The sequence below is a fragment of the Pseudomonas typographi genome (genome assembly GCF_014694385.1).
In the GTDB taxonomy this organism is placed as follows: domain Bacteria; phylum Pseudomonadota; class Gammaproteobacteria; order Pseudomonadales; family Pseudomonadaceae; genus Aquipseudomonas; species Aquipseudomonas typographi.
In genome coordinates, this window is the sequence record NZ_JAAOCA010000005.1 from 208,505 (window position 1) to 224,853 (window position 16,349).

Annotated in this window: 16 protein-coding genes; 9 read left to right on the forward strand and 7 right to left on the reverse strand. The window is 63.4% G+C overall.

Going from position 1 to position 16,349, the window contains the following annotated elements; genetic code table 11:
* Nucleotides 1-94: 94 nt before the first annotated feature.
* Nucleotides 95-2,542, forward strand: coding sequence for an acyl-CoA dehydrogenase (locus HAQ05_RS05650; protein ID WP_190418272.1), 2,448 nt, complete (start codon nucleotides 95-97; stop codon nucleotides 2,540-2,542).
* Nucleotides 2,543-2,553: 11 nt separating this feature from the next.
* Here the strand turns inward: HAQ05_RS05650 and HAQ05_RS05655 are convergent, their stop codons facing one another.
* Together HAQ05_RS05655 and HAQ05_RS05660 are read right to left on the reverse strand one after the other, a co-directional pair.
* The gene (locus HAQ05_RS05655; RefSeq protein ID WP_238936466.1) at nucleotides 2,554-3,720 is read right to left on the reverse strand and encodes a winged helix-turn-helix domain-containing protein; all 1,167 of its coding nucleotides are present in this window, start codon (nucleotides 3,718-3,720) and stop codon (nucleotides 2,554-2,556) included.
* Nucleotides 3,721-3,878: 158 nt separating this feature from the next.
* Nucleotides 3,879-4,091, reverse strand: a complete 213-nt coding sequence (locus HAQ05_RS05660) for a DUF1127 domain-containing protein (RefSeq protein WP_190418274.1) — start codon at nucleotides 4,089-4,091, stop codon at nucleotides 3,879-3,881.
* Nucleotides 4,092-4,153: 62 nt separating this feature from the next.
* Between HAQ05_RS05660 and HAQ05_RS05665 the strand changes: the two genes are divergently transcribed.
* On the forward strand, nucleotides 4,154-5,044 hold the full coding sequence (locus HAQ05_RS05665; protein ID WP_190418276.1) for a LysR family transcriptional regulator: 891 nt from the start codon (nucleotides 4,154-4,156) through the stop codon (nucleotides 5,042-5,044).
* Here HAQ05_RS05665 and HAQ05_RS05670 read toward each other — a convergent pair.
* Nucleotides 5,034-5,780 (reverse strand): sulfite exporter TauE/SafE family protein, encoded by a 747-nt coding sequence (locus HAQ05_RS05670; protein WP_420825744.1) that lies wholly within the window; start codon nucleotides 5,778-5,780, stop codon nucleotides 5,034-5,036. The genes HAQ05_RS05665 and HAQ05_RS05670 overlap by 11 nt on opposite strands.
* Before the next feature lie 180 nt (nucleotides 5,781-5,960).
* Here HAQ05_RS05670 and HAQ05_RS05675 point away from each other — a divergent pair, with 180 nt between their 5' ends.
* Nucleotides 5,961-6,428, forward strand: a complete 468-nt coding sequence (locus HAQ05_RS05675) for a MarR family winged helix-turn-helix transcriptional regulator (protein ID WP_190418280.1) — start codon at nucleotides 5,961-5,963, stop codon at nucleotides 6,426-6,428.
* 226 nt (nucleotides 6,429-6,654) lie between these two features.
* On the opposite strand, the gene efp is transcribed toward HAQ05_RS05675, so the two are convergent.
* Together efp and earP are read right to left on the reverse strand one after the other, a co-directional pair.
* Complete coding sequence (gene efp / locus HAQ05_RS05680; RefSeq protein ID WP_190418282.1) at nucleotides 6,655-7,221, reverse strand: elongation factor P; 567 nt, start codon at nucleotides 7,219-7,221, stop codon at nucleotides 6,655-6,657.
* A gap of 47 nt (nucleotides 7,222-7,268) precedes the next feature.
* Nucleotides 7,269-8,393: an elongation factor P maturation arginine rhamnosyltransferase EarP gene (gene earP, locus HAQ05_RS05685; protein ID WP_190418284.1), complete on the reverse strand. Its 1,125-nt coding sequence runs from the start codon at nucleotides 8,391-8,393 to the stop codon at nucleotides 7,269-7,271.
* A gap of 114 nt (nucleotides 8,394-8,507) precedes the next feature.
* Here earP and HAQ05_RS05690 point away from each other — a divergent pair, with 114 nt between their 5' ends.
* From HAQ05_RS05690 to glpD, 4 genes are all read left to right on the forward strand, one after another.
* Nucleotides 8,508-8,882, forward strand: a complete 375-nt coding sequence (locus HAQ05_RS05690; RefSeq protein ID WP_190418286.1) for a hypothetical protein — start codon at nucleotides 8,508-8,510, stop codon at nucleotides 8,880-8,882.
* A gap of 2 nt (nucleotides 8,883-8,884) precedes the next feature.
* Nucleotides 8,885-9,367: a GreA/GreB family elongation factor gene (locus HAQ05_RS05695; RefSeq protein ID WP_190418326.1), complete on the forward strand. Its 483-nt coding sequence runs from the start codon at nucleotides 8,885-8,887 to the stop codon at nucleotides 9,365-9,367.
* A gap of 80 nt (nucleotides 9,368-9,447) precedes the next feature.
* The gene (locus tag HAQ05_RS05700) at nucleotides 9,448-10,206 is read left to right on the forward strand and encodes a DeoR/GlpR family transcriptional regulator (protein ID WP_190418288.1); all 759 of its coding nucleotides are present in this window, start codon (nucleotides 9,448-9,450) and stop codon (nucleotides 10,204-10,206) included.
* A gap of 287 nt (nucleotides 10,207-10,493) precedes the next feature.
* Nucleotides 10,494-12,032, forward strand: coding sequence for a glycerol-3-phosphate dehydrogenase (glpD, locus tag HAQ05_RS05705; RefSeq protein ID WP_190418290.1), 1,539 nt, complete (start codon nucleotides 10,494-10,496; stop codon nucleotides 12,030-12,032).
* Between the two features lie 7 nt (nucleotides 12,033-12,039).
* Here glpD and HAQ05_RS05710 read toward each other — a convergent pair whose 3' ends face one another.
* A complete protein-coding gene (locus HAQ05_RS05710; RefSeq protein WP_238936473.1) occupies nucleotides 12,040-12,540 on the reverse strand; it encodes an acyloxyacyl hydrolase in 501 nt (166 codons plus the stop codon).
* Nucleotides 12,541-12,721: 181 nt separating this feature from the next.
* Complete coding sequence (locus HAQ05_RS05715; RefSeq protein ID WP_190418294.1) at nucleotides 12,722-13,510, reverse strand: class I SAM-dependent methyltransferase; 789 nt, start codon at nucleotides 13,508-13,510, stop codon at nucleotides 12,722-12,724.
* Between the two features lie 89 nt (nucleotides 13,511-13,599).
* Between HAQ05_RS05715 and HAQ05_RS05720 the strand changes: the two genes are divergently transcribed.
* Together HAQ05_RS05720 and HAQ05_RS05725 are read left to right on the forward strand one after the other, a co-directional pair.
* Nucleotides 13,600-14,229, forward strand: coding sequence for an energy transducer TonB (locus HAQ05_RS05720; RefSeq protein WP_190418296.1), 630 nt, complete (start codon nucleotides 13,600-13,602; stop codon nucleotides 14,227-14,229).
* Between the two features lie 216 nt (nucleotides 14,230-14,445).
* Nucleotides 14,446-16,349: type VI secretion system Vgr family protein (locus HAQ05_RS05725; RefSeq protein WP_190418328.1), on the forward strand; the 1,904-nt coding region annotated here is incomplete at its 3' end.

A 16,349-nucleotide genomic window follows, 5' to 3' on the forward strand; every position in this document is an offset into this window, starting at 1 on the left:
GAACGCCCATGGCCGGCGCCAGTCATTAGGCCCGCACCCAGCGAACCGACTAAGCTGCTGGGACGAACCGAGCGCGGGCCCGAGGAGGCTGCATATGCTGTTGTTGTGGATCGTGGTACTGCTGTTGGGCATCACCTGGCTCGGCCACCGCCGGGCGGCCGCCGGCCCAGCGCTGGGCATCGTGGCCGTTTACCTACTGGTATGGGGCCTGCTGGGCAAAGGCCCAGGGGGGCTATTGCTGCTGTGCTGGTTGCTGTGGGCCGCGGTGGCGGGGTTTGTGTTTCTGCCTGGCCTGCGCCAGCGCCTGTTCACCCGCCGCTTGTTCGCCTGGTTTCGCAAAACCCTGCCGCCGATGTCGAGCACCGAGCGCGAAGCCATCGACGCCGGCACTGTGTGGTGGGATGGCCAACTGTTCAGTGGCCGCCCTGACTGGCATACCCTGCTCAATTACCCCAAGGCGCAATTGAACGCCGAAGAACAAGCCTTCATCGACGGCCCCACCGAGGCGCTGTGCGAAATGCTCAGCGATTGGCAAGTGGGGCAGGATCTGGACCTGCCCCCCGAAGCCTGGGCGTACATCAAGGAACAGGGTTTTTTCGCCCTGATCATTCCCAAGCAATACGGCGGCAAGGGCTTTTCGGCCTATGCGCATTCACAGGTGGCGATGAAACTTGCCACCCGCAGCGGCGACCTGGCATCCACGGTCATGGTGCCCAACTCGCTGGGCCCTGCCGAGTTGCTGTTGCACTACGGCACCGACGAACAACGCGATTATTACCTGCCGCGCCTGGCCCGCGGCGAAGAAATCCCCTGCTTCGCCCTCACCGGCCCCATGGCCGGTTCCGATGCCGGCGCCATGCCAGATGTGGGCATCGTTTGCACCGGCCAATGGCAAGGCGAAGAAGTACTGGGCCTGCGCCTGACCTGGGAAAAACGCTACATCACCTTGGGGCCGGTGGCGACCCTGCTGGGCCTGGCTTTCAAGGCCTACGATCCCGACCACCTGTTGGGCGATAAAACCGAGCTGGGCATCAGCCTGGCTTTGATCCCCACCGCCACCCCCGGGGTGGTCATTGGCCGCCGCCACTTGCCCCTGGGCGCGGCGTTCATGAACGGCCCCAATAGCGGCAAGGATGTATTCGTGCCGTTGTCGGCGTTGATCGGCGGCCAGCCCATGCTCGGCAAGGGCTGGATGATGCTGATGAACTGCCTGTCGGTGGGCCGTTCCATCTCGCTGCCGGCAGTGGGCACGGGCATGGCCAAATACACCAGCTTGGTCACCGGGCAATACGCCCGCATTCGCGAGCAGTTCAACGTGCCGCTGAGCGCATTCGAGGGTATCCAGGAGGCCATGGGCCGCATCGGCGGCAATGCCTGGCTGATGGACAGCGCGCGGATTCTTACCGCCAACGCAGTCGACCTCGGTGAGAAGCCCTCGGTGCTGTCGGCGATTCTCAAGTACCACCTCACCGAGCGCGGCCGCGAGTGCATCGCCCATGCCATGGACGTGCACGGCGGCAAGGCGATCATCGCCGGGCCGAATAACTACCTGGCACGCAACTGGCTGGCCGCGCCGATTTTCATCACCGTGGAAGGGGCGAACATCCTCTCGCGCAACCTGATGATCTTCGGCCAGGGGGCGATCCGCTGCCACCCCTTCGTGCTCCGGGAAATGGCCGCGGTGCAAGAGCCAGATCGGCAACGCGGCCTCGAACGCTTCGATGGCCTGTTGCTTGAGCATATCGGCTTCGCCTTCGGCAACGCCTGCAGCACGCTGGCGCTGAACCTGGGGCTTGGGCATTTCGAGCGCCAGCCAGGCGATGCCCTGAGCCAGCGCTATTTCCGCGCGCTGAACCGGCAGGCGGCGGCCTTCGCCCTGGTGGCGGACGTGGCCATGATGCTGCTCGGTGGCACTCTCAAGCGCCGGGAACGGCTGTCGGCGCGCCTGGGTGATGTGCTGAGCCATCTGTACCTGGGCAGTGCCGCGCTCAAGCGTTACCACGACCTGCAAACACCGGAGCATTTGCAACCCCTGGTGCGTTGGGCCATGGAAGAAAGCCTGGGCAAGGCCGAAGAAGCCTTGAACAAGCTGCTCGACAATTTTCCCAACCGGTTGATTGGCGGCCTGCTGCGGGCACTGGTGTTCCCCTTCGGCCGGCGCCAGCGTGGCACCCGCGACGCGCTGGACGCGCAGGTCGCCGAACTGATCGGGCGACCCAGCGGCGACCCTGCCCTGGAAGCGCTGCTCGAAGGCTGCTACCGCCCGCAATCGGCCGACGACGCGGTGGGCGCGTTGCAAGCGGCCTGCGACCTGCTAGATGCCGCCGGGCCTGCACAGCACAAGCTACAGGCGGCACTGAAAAGTGGCCAACTGCGGCCGTTACCGGGGCAAGACCCAGTAGATGCCGCCGTGGCTGCAGGCGTGCTGCAGCTTGCCGAGGCGCAACGCCTGCAACAGGCCCATGCCGCCCGGCGCAAGGTGATCGACGTGGACGACTTTTCCAAGGAGCAGCTGTTGCCCAGCGCGGGCAAAGTGCGCTGAACGCCGGCCAGTCAAGCCGGCATGCGCACCTCGGCCAGCCCCAACCAGTCGGCCAGTGCCTGCAATTGCTCACCCAGGGCCGCCCTGCCAGCGGCATCCAGGCCCACGCTCTCTTGGTGCAGCGCGTGGACCACCAGGGCACCGCTGGCGCGGTCCGCACGCACGTCCACGCGGGCTTCGATGCGTTCTTGGTGCAGGAACGGCATCACGTAATAGCCAAAGGTGCGCTTGGCCGGCGGCAAGTAGAACTCCAGCCGGTAGCGGAATTCGAACAAACGCTCCACGCGCTCACGTACCCACAGCAGTGAATCGAACGGTGACAGCAGCGCACTGGCCGCCACCTTGCGCGGCACCTTGACGGCGGGCAGGCACCAAGCCGGTTGGCGCCAATGCTCGACCTTGCAACGCAGCAAGGCACCCTCTTCTTCAAGCTCGACCAAGCGCGCCTTGGTGTCGGCGGGGGCCAAGCGAAAATACTCGCGCAGGTCTTTTTCCGTGGCCACGCCCAGCGCCTGGGCGGCATGCAGCAGTAAGGCGCGTTGGGCGTCTGCCTCGGTAGGGGTGGGCTGCGCCAGGATCGACGCGGGTAATACCCGCTCGGGCATATCGTAAAGGCGCTCAAAACCTCGACGGCTGGCCACGCATAGCTCACCGGCGGCGAACAGCCACTCCAGTGCCTGTTTTTCTTCACTCCAGTCCCACCATGGCCCGGCTTTGCCCTCACGGGTGCTCAGCGCGCCCGCACCCACGGGCCCACGGGCCGCCACTTGGCCCAGCACGCGGTTGAGTACGCCGGTGTTTTCCCGGCCAAAACGTGCCAAACCCTGATAGATGCCCGCACCTTGGGCAGCGCGGGCCTGCCGCCAACGCAACAATGGCTGCAGGCACAGCGGCAACAACGACGCCTCATGGCCCCAGGCTTCGAACAGCTGCTGGTGGCGGCGGCCGCCCCAAGCCAACCGGTCTAGGGCCTCGCGTGGGTAGGGCCCAAGCCGGGAGAACAGCGGCAGGTAGTGCGACCGCACCACAGCGTTGACCGAATCCAATTGCAAAGCGCCAAGGCGCTCAAGCATGGCCAACAGGTGGCGCGCGGTCACGCCGCGGGCACGGCCACCGAAACCCTGGGCGCTGAGGCCGATACGGCGGGCTTGGGCAATGCTCAGTTCGATAGGGGCCAAGCGTGTGCCTTACTGAATAGGAAAATGTGAGCCTAGTGTAGTGGTCCGGACCTTCGCACAAGCATTGACCTGAGCATTTTGTTACCGGGCAAGGCCGTAGCGCGTCATGGCAGGGCTATGGCCAGGCGCGGCCATGGGCACCGGCGCCTGCACCCGTTTCATTTGCGCAGCGGGTCATCCCAAAACGGCCGCGCGCTTTCAGCATAAGTATCCGCACGGGTCAGGCCCAGGTCTTTGAGGGCGGCATCGCCTAATTGCGCCAAAAGGTGGCGCTGCTGGTACAACTCGTACCACCGGCGCAACCGGCTTATCCCCGCCAGGGCGGCCAGCTGCTGGGGTGCTACGGTGGCATAGCCTGCTTGACGTTTCATGGTGGTGCCCTCCTGAAGTGGATGGCGCCAGTCTGCTAGCAGGTGTAGGATCAAACTAACGAATGTTTCTGATGCGACCCATCTCGGAGTTTGATCCATTGTCCAACTACCAAAGCATCGACTCCGAGGTATTACGCACCTTTGTAGCCATCGCCGACGAAGGTGGCTTTACCAAAGCGTCGGAAAAGGTCAACCGCACCCAATCGGCCGTAAGCATGCAAATGAAACGGCTGGAAGAAGACGTGCTGCAGCGCCGCTTGTTCGAGCGTGATGGCCGGCAGATGCGCCTAACAGCCGAAGGCCAGGTACTGCTCGGCTACGCGCGGCGGATTCTTAAACTGCACAGCGAGGTGATCAACACCCTGCGCGAACCGCAGATGGTCGGCACCGTACGCATTGGCACACCCGACGACTATGCGATGCGCTTTCTGCCGGGCATCCTCTCCGGGTTCGCCCAAGCCTACCCGCTGGTGCAAGTGGAGGTGCACTGCGAAACGTCGCGGCAATTGCTGCAACGCAACGACCTGGACTTGAGCATCGTGACCCGCCAGCCCGGGGAAGAAATGGGCCAGTTACTACGCCAAGAACGCTTGGTCTGGACCGAAGCGGAAGGTTTCGCCCCCCACGAACAAGAGCCCATGCCGCTGGCGATGTTCAACGGCGACTGTTTTTGCCGGCTGTGGGCATGCAATGCCCTGGAAGTTAGCCAGCGCGCCTACCGCCTGGCATACACCAGCCCGAGCCTGTCGGCGATCATGGCGGTGGTCAGCACCGGGCTGGCGGTCACCGCGCAATTGCAAAGCCTGATCACGCCGGGGTTGCGCGTGCTCGGGGCGGCCGAGGGTTTGCCGCAATTGCCACTGGCCAATGTGATGCTGGTGCGCAACGCGGCTAGCCAGTCGCCGATGATCGACGCGTTGGCTGGGCACATCGCCGAAGGGTTCAAGCTTTGAAGGCCAGCAGCACGGCGCACAGCACCAGGAACAGGCAAAACGCCCGGCGTAGTGTGCGCTCGGGCAACGCATAGGCCAACCGCACGCTCCAACTGATGCTGGCCAGCCCGCCAATCGCCATGGGCACACCCATGCGCCACAGCACATGGCCGTGCAGTGCGTAGGTGACCAGCGTGATACCGGTGCTGGGCAGCGCCAAGGCCAGCGATAAACCCTGCGCCACCACCTGGGTGGTGCCGAATGCGCCGGTGAGTACCGGCGTCGCCACGACAGCACCACCTACACCGAAAAAACCACCCAGCGCACCGGACACCCCGCCGAGCGCCGCCAGCCGCGGCCATGGTTGGCGCAGCGTGGCGGTGGGCGGGGCCCCGGCGGTGAACGTGCGCCAGGCATTGAATGCAGCCAGCACGATAAGAAACACGATGAACCCCCAGCGCATCGCCGTCGCATCCAGGCCCACGGCCACCAGCGAGCCGACCCAGGCGCAGACCAAACCCGCGGCGCCCAATGCCAGGGCGTGGCGCGGCTCGATGCGATTGCGTTGGTGGTAGCGCCACAGCGCCAACACTACATTCGGCACCACCATCACCAACGCCGTGCCCTGGGCCAATTGTTGGTCAAGGCCGAACCACAACCCCAGCACCGGTATCGCGATCAACCCGCCGCCGATGCCGAACAAGCCACCCAGGGTGCCCATGGCCACCCCCAGGGCGAGGTAAAGCAGGATATCCACGCACACGCCCTCTATTTGCACAGCGCTGCATCGTAAAGCAAAACAACATTTAGCGAACTTCTGAAGCGCTGCACCAATCGAATTTTCAAGCGACCTATGTGCATACATGGAACCGAGTCGCCTTAGCCATCACACTAAATACCTTAGCGTTAACCAAGGCATTCGAAACAAAGGATCAGCATGAAAGCCGAGCATCTTTCCACGGCCGCCCCGGGCGGCGACCCGCTGGCGCTGGATAACCAGTTATGTTTTGCCTTATATTCGACGTCGCTGTTGATGACCAAGGTGTACAAGCCTCTACTTCACGCCCTGGGGCTTACGTACCCGCAATACCTGGCCATGTTGGTGTTATGGGAGCGCGACGGCCTGACCGTGGGCGAAATCAGCAACCGGCTGCTTACCGACCCCGGCTCGCTTACCCCCTTGCTCAAACGCCTGGAAAGCGAGGGCCTACTCAGCCGTACCCGCAGCAAAGACGACGAGCGGGTGGTCATCGTCAACCTCACCGAACAAGGGCAAGCCCTGAAAACGCGCGCCCAAGAGCTGCCCCATAGCATCCTTAGCGCCAGTGGCATGACGCCTGAAACGCTCCGGGCATTACAGCATGAGTTGCTCGACTTGCGCGGGCACCTGCAAGGCAAGATATAGCCCTGCGGGCCGCCACCATAAGCAACGCTTGCAAAAAACCCGCGGGTTAGGCGGGTTTCGTGGCGGCTAGGGAAGTTGCTGCAGGCTTGGGGTGCCTGTTACTGCCGGGCCCTGGTACCGACCCTTTGCCATAGCCCTGCTATGACTCGACTCGGCGCCTTGCCCGACAACCCCCTTCAACACGCCATTCTCATGCGAACTTCTAACGCCCTTAGAAACGCAACCGCTATTTTGTACGGCCCTTGAACGAACCGTCGCGGGTATCGATGTCGATGAACTCACCGATTTCGATAAAGTCAGCGACTTGAAGTGTGGTGCCATTTTTCAACTTGGCAGGTTTCATGACCTTGCCGGAGGTGTCGCCGCGTGCGGAGTTCTCGGTGTAGTCGACTTGGCGGCTGATGGTGGTTGGCAGCTCGACGGACACCAGGCGGTCTTCGAAAAACACCGCTTCGCATATGTCGGTCATGCCTTCTTCGACGTACGGCAGCACGGCTTCGATGTCTTCGGCGTTCAACTCGTACATGGTGTAGTCGGTGGTGTCCATGAACGTATAGGAGTCGCCGCTGATGAACGACAGGGTCGCTTCCTTGCGGTCAAGGATCACGTCGTCAAGCTTGTCGTCGGCGGAATAGACAGTTTCAGTCTTGTAACCGGTCAGCAGGTTCTTCAGCTTGGTCTTCATGATCGCGCTGTTGCGACCCGACTTGGTGAACTCGGCCTTTTGTACCAGCCATGGATCGTTGTCGATGCGCAGTACGGTACCGGGTTTCAGCTCTTTACCAGTTTTCATTACACAATTCCGGATGCGGTGGGGTGATGACAAATTCAAGCCGCATATCATAGCCAATTTCGGTAAAACTGCACCAGCGCCGTGGCAAGGTCCGGCCGAGCGGCAAGGCTGGCGCACCAGTGTTCGGCATGGGCGGTCAGTTCCGCCCGGTGTGCCACCAACCCCTGCCACGCCAGCCCCATGTTGCCGCCGAAGTTCCAGGCCCGGTGTAAACCGCCCAGCGCTTGGCGCGCCGGCGCATCGAGGCCGGCCAGGTACAGTTCGAGGAATGCCTCGAGCTTGATACGGTGGGCGTCCTCTTCTTGCGGGTAGATATGCCAAAGCAACGGCCGCCCCGCCCATTGGGCGCGCACGAACGAGTCCTCACCCCGCACCGCATTGAAATCACACGCCCAGAGCAAGCGGTCGTAGTCGCTTTGCGCGACGAACGGCAACGGCTGCACCGCCAAGGCGCCGCGCCGGTATGGCTGGCCCACTTGCGGCACTTCACCCAGCCAGGCCGCCAGCTCGCCTTGGATGCGCCCCTGCGGCACTAGCAAATGAACCGGGCACGCTCCGCTGGCCATGGCCTGCAACCATGCAGCCAGGCCGGGGTTTTCGTAAGCGAACAGCGAACACAACAGGGCCCCTTCGGCGGGCGCTACGCCCAACCGGGCGAGAAACGCCGCCCGCTCAGCGGCTTGAAAACCCCGGCGCTGCGCCAACAGGTCACGTTCGCGCAGCAGCCCACCGGTGTCGGGGCGAAAGCCGGGGAAAAAGAAAGACTTTTGGTAACCCGGCCCACCATGGGAGGGCAAGCCGTGGCAGCCGCCCACCCAAGCCTCTGCGCTCAAATACTCAAGGTTCAGCCATAACGTGCGCCCCGCTTGGGCGTGCAGCGCGGTGACGTAGCCAGGCGGCAGCTTACAGCCGAACGCTTCGATCACCACGGCGGGCATGTCTGTAGCGACCCACTTGGGGGCCCAATGGCGCACTTGCACGCCAGCCTGCCACTGCCGCGCCAAGCGTGGGTCAGCCTCCGGGCACAGCGGGGTGAAGGCCTGCAGGTTATCGACCCATAGGCGAACGGCCAAGCCGTGTTCGGCCACCAACTGCCGTGCCAGGCGCCACGCCACGCCGATGTCGCCATAGTTGTCCACGACTTTGCAGAAAATGTCCCAATGCTGCTTCATGTAGTTGCATGCCCCCTTGATGCCCGGCATTGTGCCGCCTGGCCGACCCTGGGCCAAGCCAATGTGGCCGGCTGTGCCACACTAGCGACCCGCGCACGCCCCTTGGAGCACGCCATGAGCACGCGTCTGTCTTTCCTGCAATTAACCCTGGGCGTCGCCCTGGGGTTGTGGCTGGGCTTCGTTGCCATCGCCTTGAGCGGCTGGCTGGCCTGGCGCCATTGGGGCCCGTTAGCCCTACCACTGGCAACCTTGGGCGGCGCGCCACCGGCCGCGGTGCTGTTACCGGCACCCGCTCCGCCCACTGGCAGCAGCGCGCTGTTCGAGCAATACCAGCAGAACCTGCACCGCCAGCAATTGCGCCAGGCTGAGCAGGCGGCCCGCGCCGATGCCAGCAACCAGGGCAACCCACAGTGCCAATTCTGGCTGGAGCAAACGCGCACCGCGCCGACCGACGCAAACCGTGAGAACGTCGCCAGGTTTTGTAACTGATGATGAACAAACCATTATTGATTGCGCAGATCATCGCAACCCTTGAGCAAGACCACCAAGTGGCCCTGCGCTCGGTGCAAACGGCACGCGAAGCGGCCACCCACGAACAAAGCAAGGCAGAGAACAAATACGACACCCGCGGCCTGGAGGCCTCTTACCTCGCTCATGGCCAAGCCCGCCGGCTCGAAGAAATCAGCCAGGCACTGGCCCGTTATCGCACCTGGACGCCGGCCGAGCATGATCCCGCCCTCGGCATTCGCGTAGGCGACCTGCTGCGCCTGGCCGGCCCCGGTGGCCAGCCCCAGTGGCTGTTCCTCGGTCTGGACGCGGCGGGCCTTACGCTGGTTGCCGAGTTCGGGCCATGCACCGTGATCACCACCCAGTCGCCGCTGGGCCAAGCGTTGCGCGGCCAGGGTGAAGGCGACAACGTGTCGCTGGCGCTGGCCGGCGGCGTGAGGGCCTACTCGATACTGGAGGTGTATTGAGCCGGTAGCGCCGGGCGATTGTCCTACAGGGCATCTGTCCGGCATCATGCGCCCACCGAACGGTAGCCCAAGGACCCCCCATGAACCTGCCCCCCCGCCAACAACATATTCTCGAACTGGTCCGCGAACGCGGCTATGTGAGCATCGAGGAGATGGCCCAGCAGTTCGTGGTCACCCCGCAGACAATCCGCCGCGACATCAACCAATTGGCCGAAAGCAACTTGTTGCGCCGCTACCATGGCGGTGCCGCATACGATTCAAGCATCGAGAACACCGCCTACGCCATGCGCGCCGACCAGATGCGCGACGAGAAACAGCGCATCGCCGAAACCGTTGCGGCGCAGATCCCCGACCACGCTTCACTGTTCATCAACATTGGCACCACCACCGAATGCATCGCCCGCGCACTGCTCAACCACAACCAGCTCAAGGTCATCACCAATAACCTGCACGTGGCCTCGATCCTGAGCGGCAAGGATGACTTCGAGGTGCTGCTGGCCGGCGGCACCGTGCGCCGGGACGGCGGCGTGGTGGGCCAGGCCAGCGTCGACTTCATCCAGCAGTTCAAGGTCGACTATGCGCTGGTGGGCATCAGTGGCATCGATGAAGACGACGGCAGCCTGCTCGATTTCGATTACCAGGAAGTGCGGGTTTCCCAGGCGATCATCGCCAATGCCCGCCAGGTGATTCTGGCAGCCGACTCCAGCAAATTTGGCCGCAACGCCATGGTACGCCTGGGTTCGATCGGCCTGGTCGATTGCCTGGTCACCGACACCGCCCCTACCCCCGCGCTGATCCACGTACTCAGCCAGCACAAGGTCCGCTTGGAAGTCGCTTAACGGGGTGTTCGCCCCCAATGGCCCGTACATTTCGTGGCCGGGCCGCGTTGGCCATCGGCACCCTTCATCTACAACGGGTGCATACGCTTCCCACGCGCCCCCCGCCCATCCCGGATGGCATCAGTGTTCGTTAATGTTCTTTTTTTCGCACGGCGATCAGACTTTTCAATCGAAACTGACTGGCGGCCCTCGTTTTATTGGGCTAACATTTTCGAAAATGAACATTGATGTTCGGTTTCACTGAAAACGAAGCCGACCGCACAGTGAACCGCTGAGAGGCCCGCCCGATGTCTCGACATACAAACCCCAACCCACCCTTGGCTGAAGCCTATGACCTTGCCGTGATCGGGGGTGGCATCAATGGCGTGGGTATCGCCGCCGACGCCGCCGGGCGCGGGCTGTCTGTGTTTCTTTGCGAAAAAGACGACCTGGCGCAGCACACGTCTTCGGCCAGCAGCAAGCTTATCCATGGTGGCCTGCGCTACCTGGAACACTATGAGTTCCGCCTGGTACGCGAGGCGCTGGCCGAGCGCGAGGTGCTGCTGGCCAAGGCGCCGCACATCGTCAAGCCATTGCGTTTCGTGCTGCCGCACCAGCCACACCTACGCCCGGCATGGATGATCCGGGCGGGGCTGTTTCTTTATGACCACCTGGGCAAGCGTGAAAAACTGCGCGGTTCCACCAGCCTACGCTTTGGCCCACGCAACCCGCTAAAGGCCGAATTCAAGCGCGGTTTTGAATATTCCGATTGCGCGGTGGACGACGCCCGCCTGGTGGTGCTCAACGCGATGGCCGCGCGGGAACACGGCGCGCACATCCACACCCGCACCCGCTGCCTCAATGCACGGCGCATCAAAGGGCTGTGGCACCTGCACCTGGAGCGTACCGACGGCAGCCTGTTCTCGATCCGCGCCAAGGCGCTGGTGAACGCTGCAGGGCCGTGGGTTGCCCAAGTGATCCGCGAAGACCTGCAATTGCCTTCGGCCTATGGCATTCGCCTGATCCAGGGCAGCCATTTGATCGTGCCACGGTTGTACGAGGGCGAACATGCCTACATCTTGCAGAACGAAGACAAACGTATCGTATTTGCCATCCCCTACCTCGGGCGCTTCACCCTGCTCGGCACTACCGACCGCGAATACACCGGCGACCCGGCCAAAGTGTCGATCACCGAAGCAGAAACCGACTACATCCTGGCGGTGATCAACGGCCACTTCAAACACCAGTTGTCGCCCGAAGATGTACTGCATACGTATTCTGGCGTGCGGCCACTGTGTAACGATGAGTCCGACAACCCGTCGGCCATCACCCGCGATTACACGCTCGCCCTGAGCGCCGAGGCTGGCGAACCGCCGTTGCTGTCGGTGTTTGGTGGCAAGCTGACCACGTACCGCAAACTGGCCGAATCGGCCATGGCCGACTTAAAACCGTTCTTCAGCCAAATGAAAGGCAGTTGGACGGCGCAGGCAGCCCTGCCTGGCGGCGAGGCGATGACCACCCCACAAGCGCTGGCCGAACAGATCGTAGCGCGGGCGCCGTGGGTGACATTGTCGCTGGCACAGCGTTGGGCCAGCACCTATGGTTCGCGCAGTTGGGCGTTACTCGACGGGGTAAGCGATGCTCGCGGCTTGGGCGAGGACTTTGGCGGCGGGCTGAGCGCCCATGAAGTGGATTACCTGTGCGAACAGGAATGGGCGGCCAGCACCGACGACATACTCTGGCGCCGCACTAAACTCGGCTTGTTCACCACCGCGGCGCAACAACAGGCATTGGCCGCGTACTTGGTAAAGCGCCAAGCCGCCGCGGGTAAAACCGAAGCGGCCTAAGCCCCGATCAAAAGGTGTGGCTGTAGAACAGCGAGTACGATTCAATGCCGTCGTTCGGCTCCTTGATACCGGCGTTGGAGTAGTGAATGGCACGCAGGCCCACGCGCTGCGTGTCGCCCAGTTTCACGCCCAAGCCGATGCGGTCTTCGAAGTTAAACGCCGAACCAAGCTTTTGGTCGCCGACGGCTGAGCCGGAAAATACCGATACGCCGATGCCGCCCTCGATAAAGGGTTTGTAGTAACCACTGCCGAACTCATAGACAAACACCGGCGCGAACGACAGCGAATGGCGGCCCGGCGCTTGGTCGCCACCTTCCCAGTAGGTGTACCCCAGGTCCCAGTAACCGGTTAAGTGGCCGGTAGTGGATTGCAACCATTGTTTGTCCCAGTTCCAACCCAGGCCCAGGCGGTACGTCATGTCACCTTGCCCTGTTACCCCCACAGCCCCGGAAACCTCGGCTGCCTGGGCTGGCCCCAGTAATGCCGCCCCCAGCGCCGCGCCAGCCAGCCAGAAAGCCGATCAGCTTATTGTTCATTCAGACGAGTCCTTATTCATCAGGCAATGCACCCTGTGGTAGGGCGAACGATAGCAGGCTAATTGTTCATTGCGCCGACATAAACGCCACATCCGGGAAAGAGTCTTTCCATTTTTGTAAAAATTTCGTTACTTACGCGTGGAGGCAGGGTGATCATCCGCCAGGCTTAAGCGACTTGAGCGGGTAGACGTCGTAACGGCTGGATTTGCCCTCGATTACCAACCCAGGTTTCAGGCCCTCGATAGCAGGCGCCTTGCGCGGGCGCTTGACAACCACCCGGTGGCTGGCCAATGCGAGCGCCGCGCGCAACAACGCCGGGGCGTCGTGGTCGTCCCCCACCAGCGGGCGGAACAGGCGCATGTCCTTCTTGACCAAGGCGCTCTTGTCACGGTGCGGGAACATCGGGTCCAGATACACCACCTGCGGTGGGGTACCTTCCCACCGCGCCATCAGCTCGATGGCATTGCCCTGGCGCAACTGCATGCGCGCCACGATCAGCGCGGTATCGGCGTGCGCCGCCGCCCGCGCCAGACCGTCTTCGAGCAGTGCGGCCACCACCGGCTGGCGTTCGATCAACTGCAATGGGCAACCCAGGCATGCCAGCACGAAGGCATCCCCTCCCAGGCCCGCGGTAGCATCGAGCACCGTGGGCCGCATGCCCGGCTGCACACCCACGGCCTTAGCGATCATTTGCCCGCTGCCGCCCCCGAATTGCCGGCGGTGCGCGGCCCCCCCTTCGACAAAGTCCACCCGCACCGGCCCCGGCGCCTGGGGGCCGAGCTGCTGCAACTGCAAGCCCCGTTCGCCCACTTGCAGGGCCAATTCGGCTTCGCCGGTATACAGCGGCAATCCCAGCCGCTCAGCCCACGCCGCCGCGCCCGTGGCGAATGCCGGCGCCATGGCCTGTACCTGAAGGCGGCAGGCCGCCTGTTGCGCTTGCATTAAATTAACCACCCTGACTAAAGCCCCGGCCGCCATGGCCGATAGCAACACTGACCGGTATTTTGCCAGAACCTACGCGCCTGAACGCCATGCCCGATTTCGTTTCCGCCCCAGTAGGCTTCATTTCCCCGAAGGGGAACTACAGCCAGCGCAATGTCCAGACCCTGGGCGGCAGCAGCACGCTGTGGCAAGACTTCTTCACCCGCGCCCAAGCCGAGCGCCACGGCGACCTCGATGCCGGCGTATCGGCACACTCGTTCAGCCTGGCGGCGGCGACCAGCGCCGAGGGCGAACCCCTGGGCGGCAGCGTGGTGCTCGAAGCCATCCACACCCAGCGCGGCCTCCCCATCAGCGAGCGCCCGCTGGTGCCCCCCGAACCGTTGTTTCTGCCCAAGGCAGAACTGGACAACGGCCTGCTACCGCCACCGAACACCCCCTACCCGCCCGAGGCGATTGCCCAGCAACAATACGCCCTGCAATTCGACGAAGCCTGGGCACGGCCTGTGGCCATGAAGTATGGCAAGCCCATGCCGGTGCCAGGCCCGGGCCCGGCGCCACGCACGCTATACCTGCCCATCGCCGAGTTCGACAGTAGCTTGCTGCCGCCACCGAACACACCTTACCCGCCCGAAGAAATGGCGCAGCAACAGTACGAACTGCAGTTCGACGAAGCCTGGGCAAGGCCGGTGGTGTTAGGGAATATCCGGCTGGCGGCATAAGTTAATATTAAACGGCCACTGCGCAACTTTATGCACAGTTGCCAGGAAACTCTTAATCTGCAACTTGAAAACTTAAGTAATATATATTTATTAACTCATAGTTTGCGCACTGGTTAAAGTCGTTGCCGTTCATGGATCCCATTTCCCGGCAAAAGGACTTCACCATGCACATGCGTTGTGTTGCCCCCGCGCCAAGCCAGCCGAGGGCAAGTGCTGATGTTCAACCCCGCCAACCAACCTTTGTTTACCTTGAACCTGCCAGGGGCCGAGCACAGCCTTCAGGTGCTGGCGTTCACCGGCCATGAAGCCATCAGCCAGCCCTATACCTTCGAGCTGGAACTGGTGAGCGACGACCCCGGCCTTGACCTGCACAGCCTGCTGAACCAACCGGCGTTCCTCGCCTTCGATGCCCACGGCGCGGGCGTGCATGGCAGCGTGCAGCACATTGCCCAAGGCGAAAGCGGCCCGCGACTCACGCGCTACTACCTCACCCTGGCGCCAACGCTGGCGTACCTGGCCTACCGCAGCAACCAGCGCATCTTCCAGCAGCGCAGCGTGCCGCAGATCGTTGCCCAGGTACTCAGCGAGCACGGCATTCTCGCCACCACCCACCACCGCTTCCAACTCGGCCCCACCGCGTACCCCCAACGCGAGTATTGCGTGCAGTACGGCGAAACCGACCTGCACTTCGTTCAGCGGCTGTGCGAGGAAGAGGGTATCCACTACCACTTCCAGCACAGCCCCGGCGGGCACATGCTGGTGTTCAGCGATGCATTGGAACCGCTGCCGCGCCTGGCCCCGTTGCCCTACCACCCGGACACCGGGCAGGTGACCGAACAGCCGGTGATCAAACATTTCGGCGCAGGGCTGCATCCCCATACCCGCCATACGGCGCGCCGCGATTACGACTTCCAGCGACCCGGCGTTGCCATGGAGGCCGAATACCACGGCGATCACCCGGCCGACCGCACACTGCAACCGCAATGGGAAGACTACGCCTACCCCGGCCGCTTCACCGAACGCGACCGTGGCAAGCTGCTGGCCAAGCGCGCCTTGGAGCGCCACCGCCAAGGCGGTGAGCAGGCCAATGGCAATAGCGACGCCGCCCTCCTCGCCAGCGGCCACTACCTGGAACTGGCCGAGCACCCGGTCAAGGCCTGGAACCAACAGTGGCTGCTGACCGAGGTGCACCATGAAGGCAAGCAGCCGCAGGTGCTGGAAGAAAGCACCCCCGACGGCACAGCAGCCGCAGGCGGCTTCCAGCAGGGCTACCGCAACCGCTTCCGTGCCATCCCCAGGGGTACGCCCTATCGCCCACCGTTGGCGCACCCCAAACCGCGCCTGCTCGGCAGCCAAACGGCCACGGTCACCGGCCCCGAGGGCGAAGAAATCCACTGCGACCGATACGGCCGGGTCAAGGTGCAATTCCACTGGGACCGCGACGGCCAGGGCGATGACAAAACCAGTTGCTGGGTGCGGGTCGCCAGTGCCTGGGCCGGCGACCGCTACGGCGCCATCGCCTTGCCCCGGGTGGGCATGGAGGTGCTGGTCAGCTTCCTGGAAGGCGACCCGGACCAACCGCTGGTTGCCGGTTGCCTCTACCACGCCGCCCACGAGCCCCCTTACGACCTGCCGGCGAACAAAACCCGCAGCGTGTTCAAAACACTCAGCAGCCCCGGCGGCGAAGGCTACAACGAGCTGCGCGTCGAAGACCGCGCAGGCGCCGAGCAGCTTTACATCCATGCCCAACGCGACTGGGCGCAGAACATCGAGCACGACCAGCACATCCGCGTGGGCCATGAGCGCCACGACACGGTCGAGGGCGCTAGCCACAGCTATTTCAAGGCCGACGAACACCGCACCACCGACGGCGAGCGCAAGGTCCAGGTCAAGGGCAGCGACCACTTGAGCGTGGAGCACAGCCAGCATGTGCGCCTGGGTGAGGGGCAGTTCATCGAGGCCGGGCAGCAGATCCACCTGTGCAGCGGGCAGTCGCTGGTGATCGAAGCCGGGATGGAGATTACCCTCAAGGCCGGCGGTAGCTTCATCAAGCTCGACCCAGGCGGCGTCACCCTGCTCGGGCAGATCAAGGCCAATGGCGGCGGCGCGCCGGGCATGGG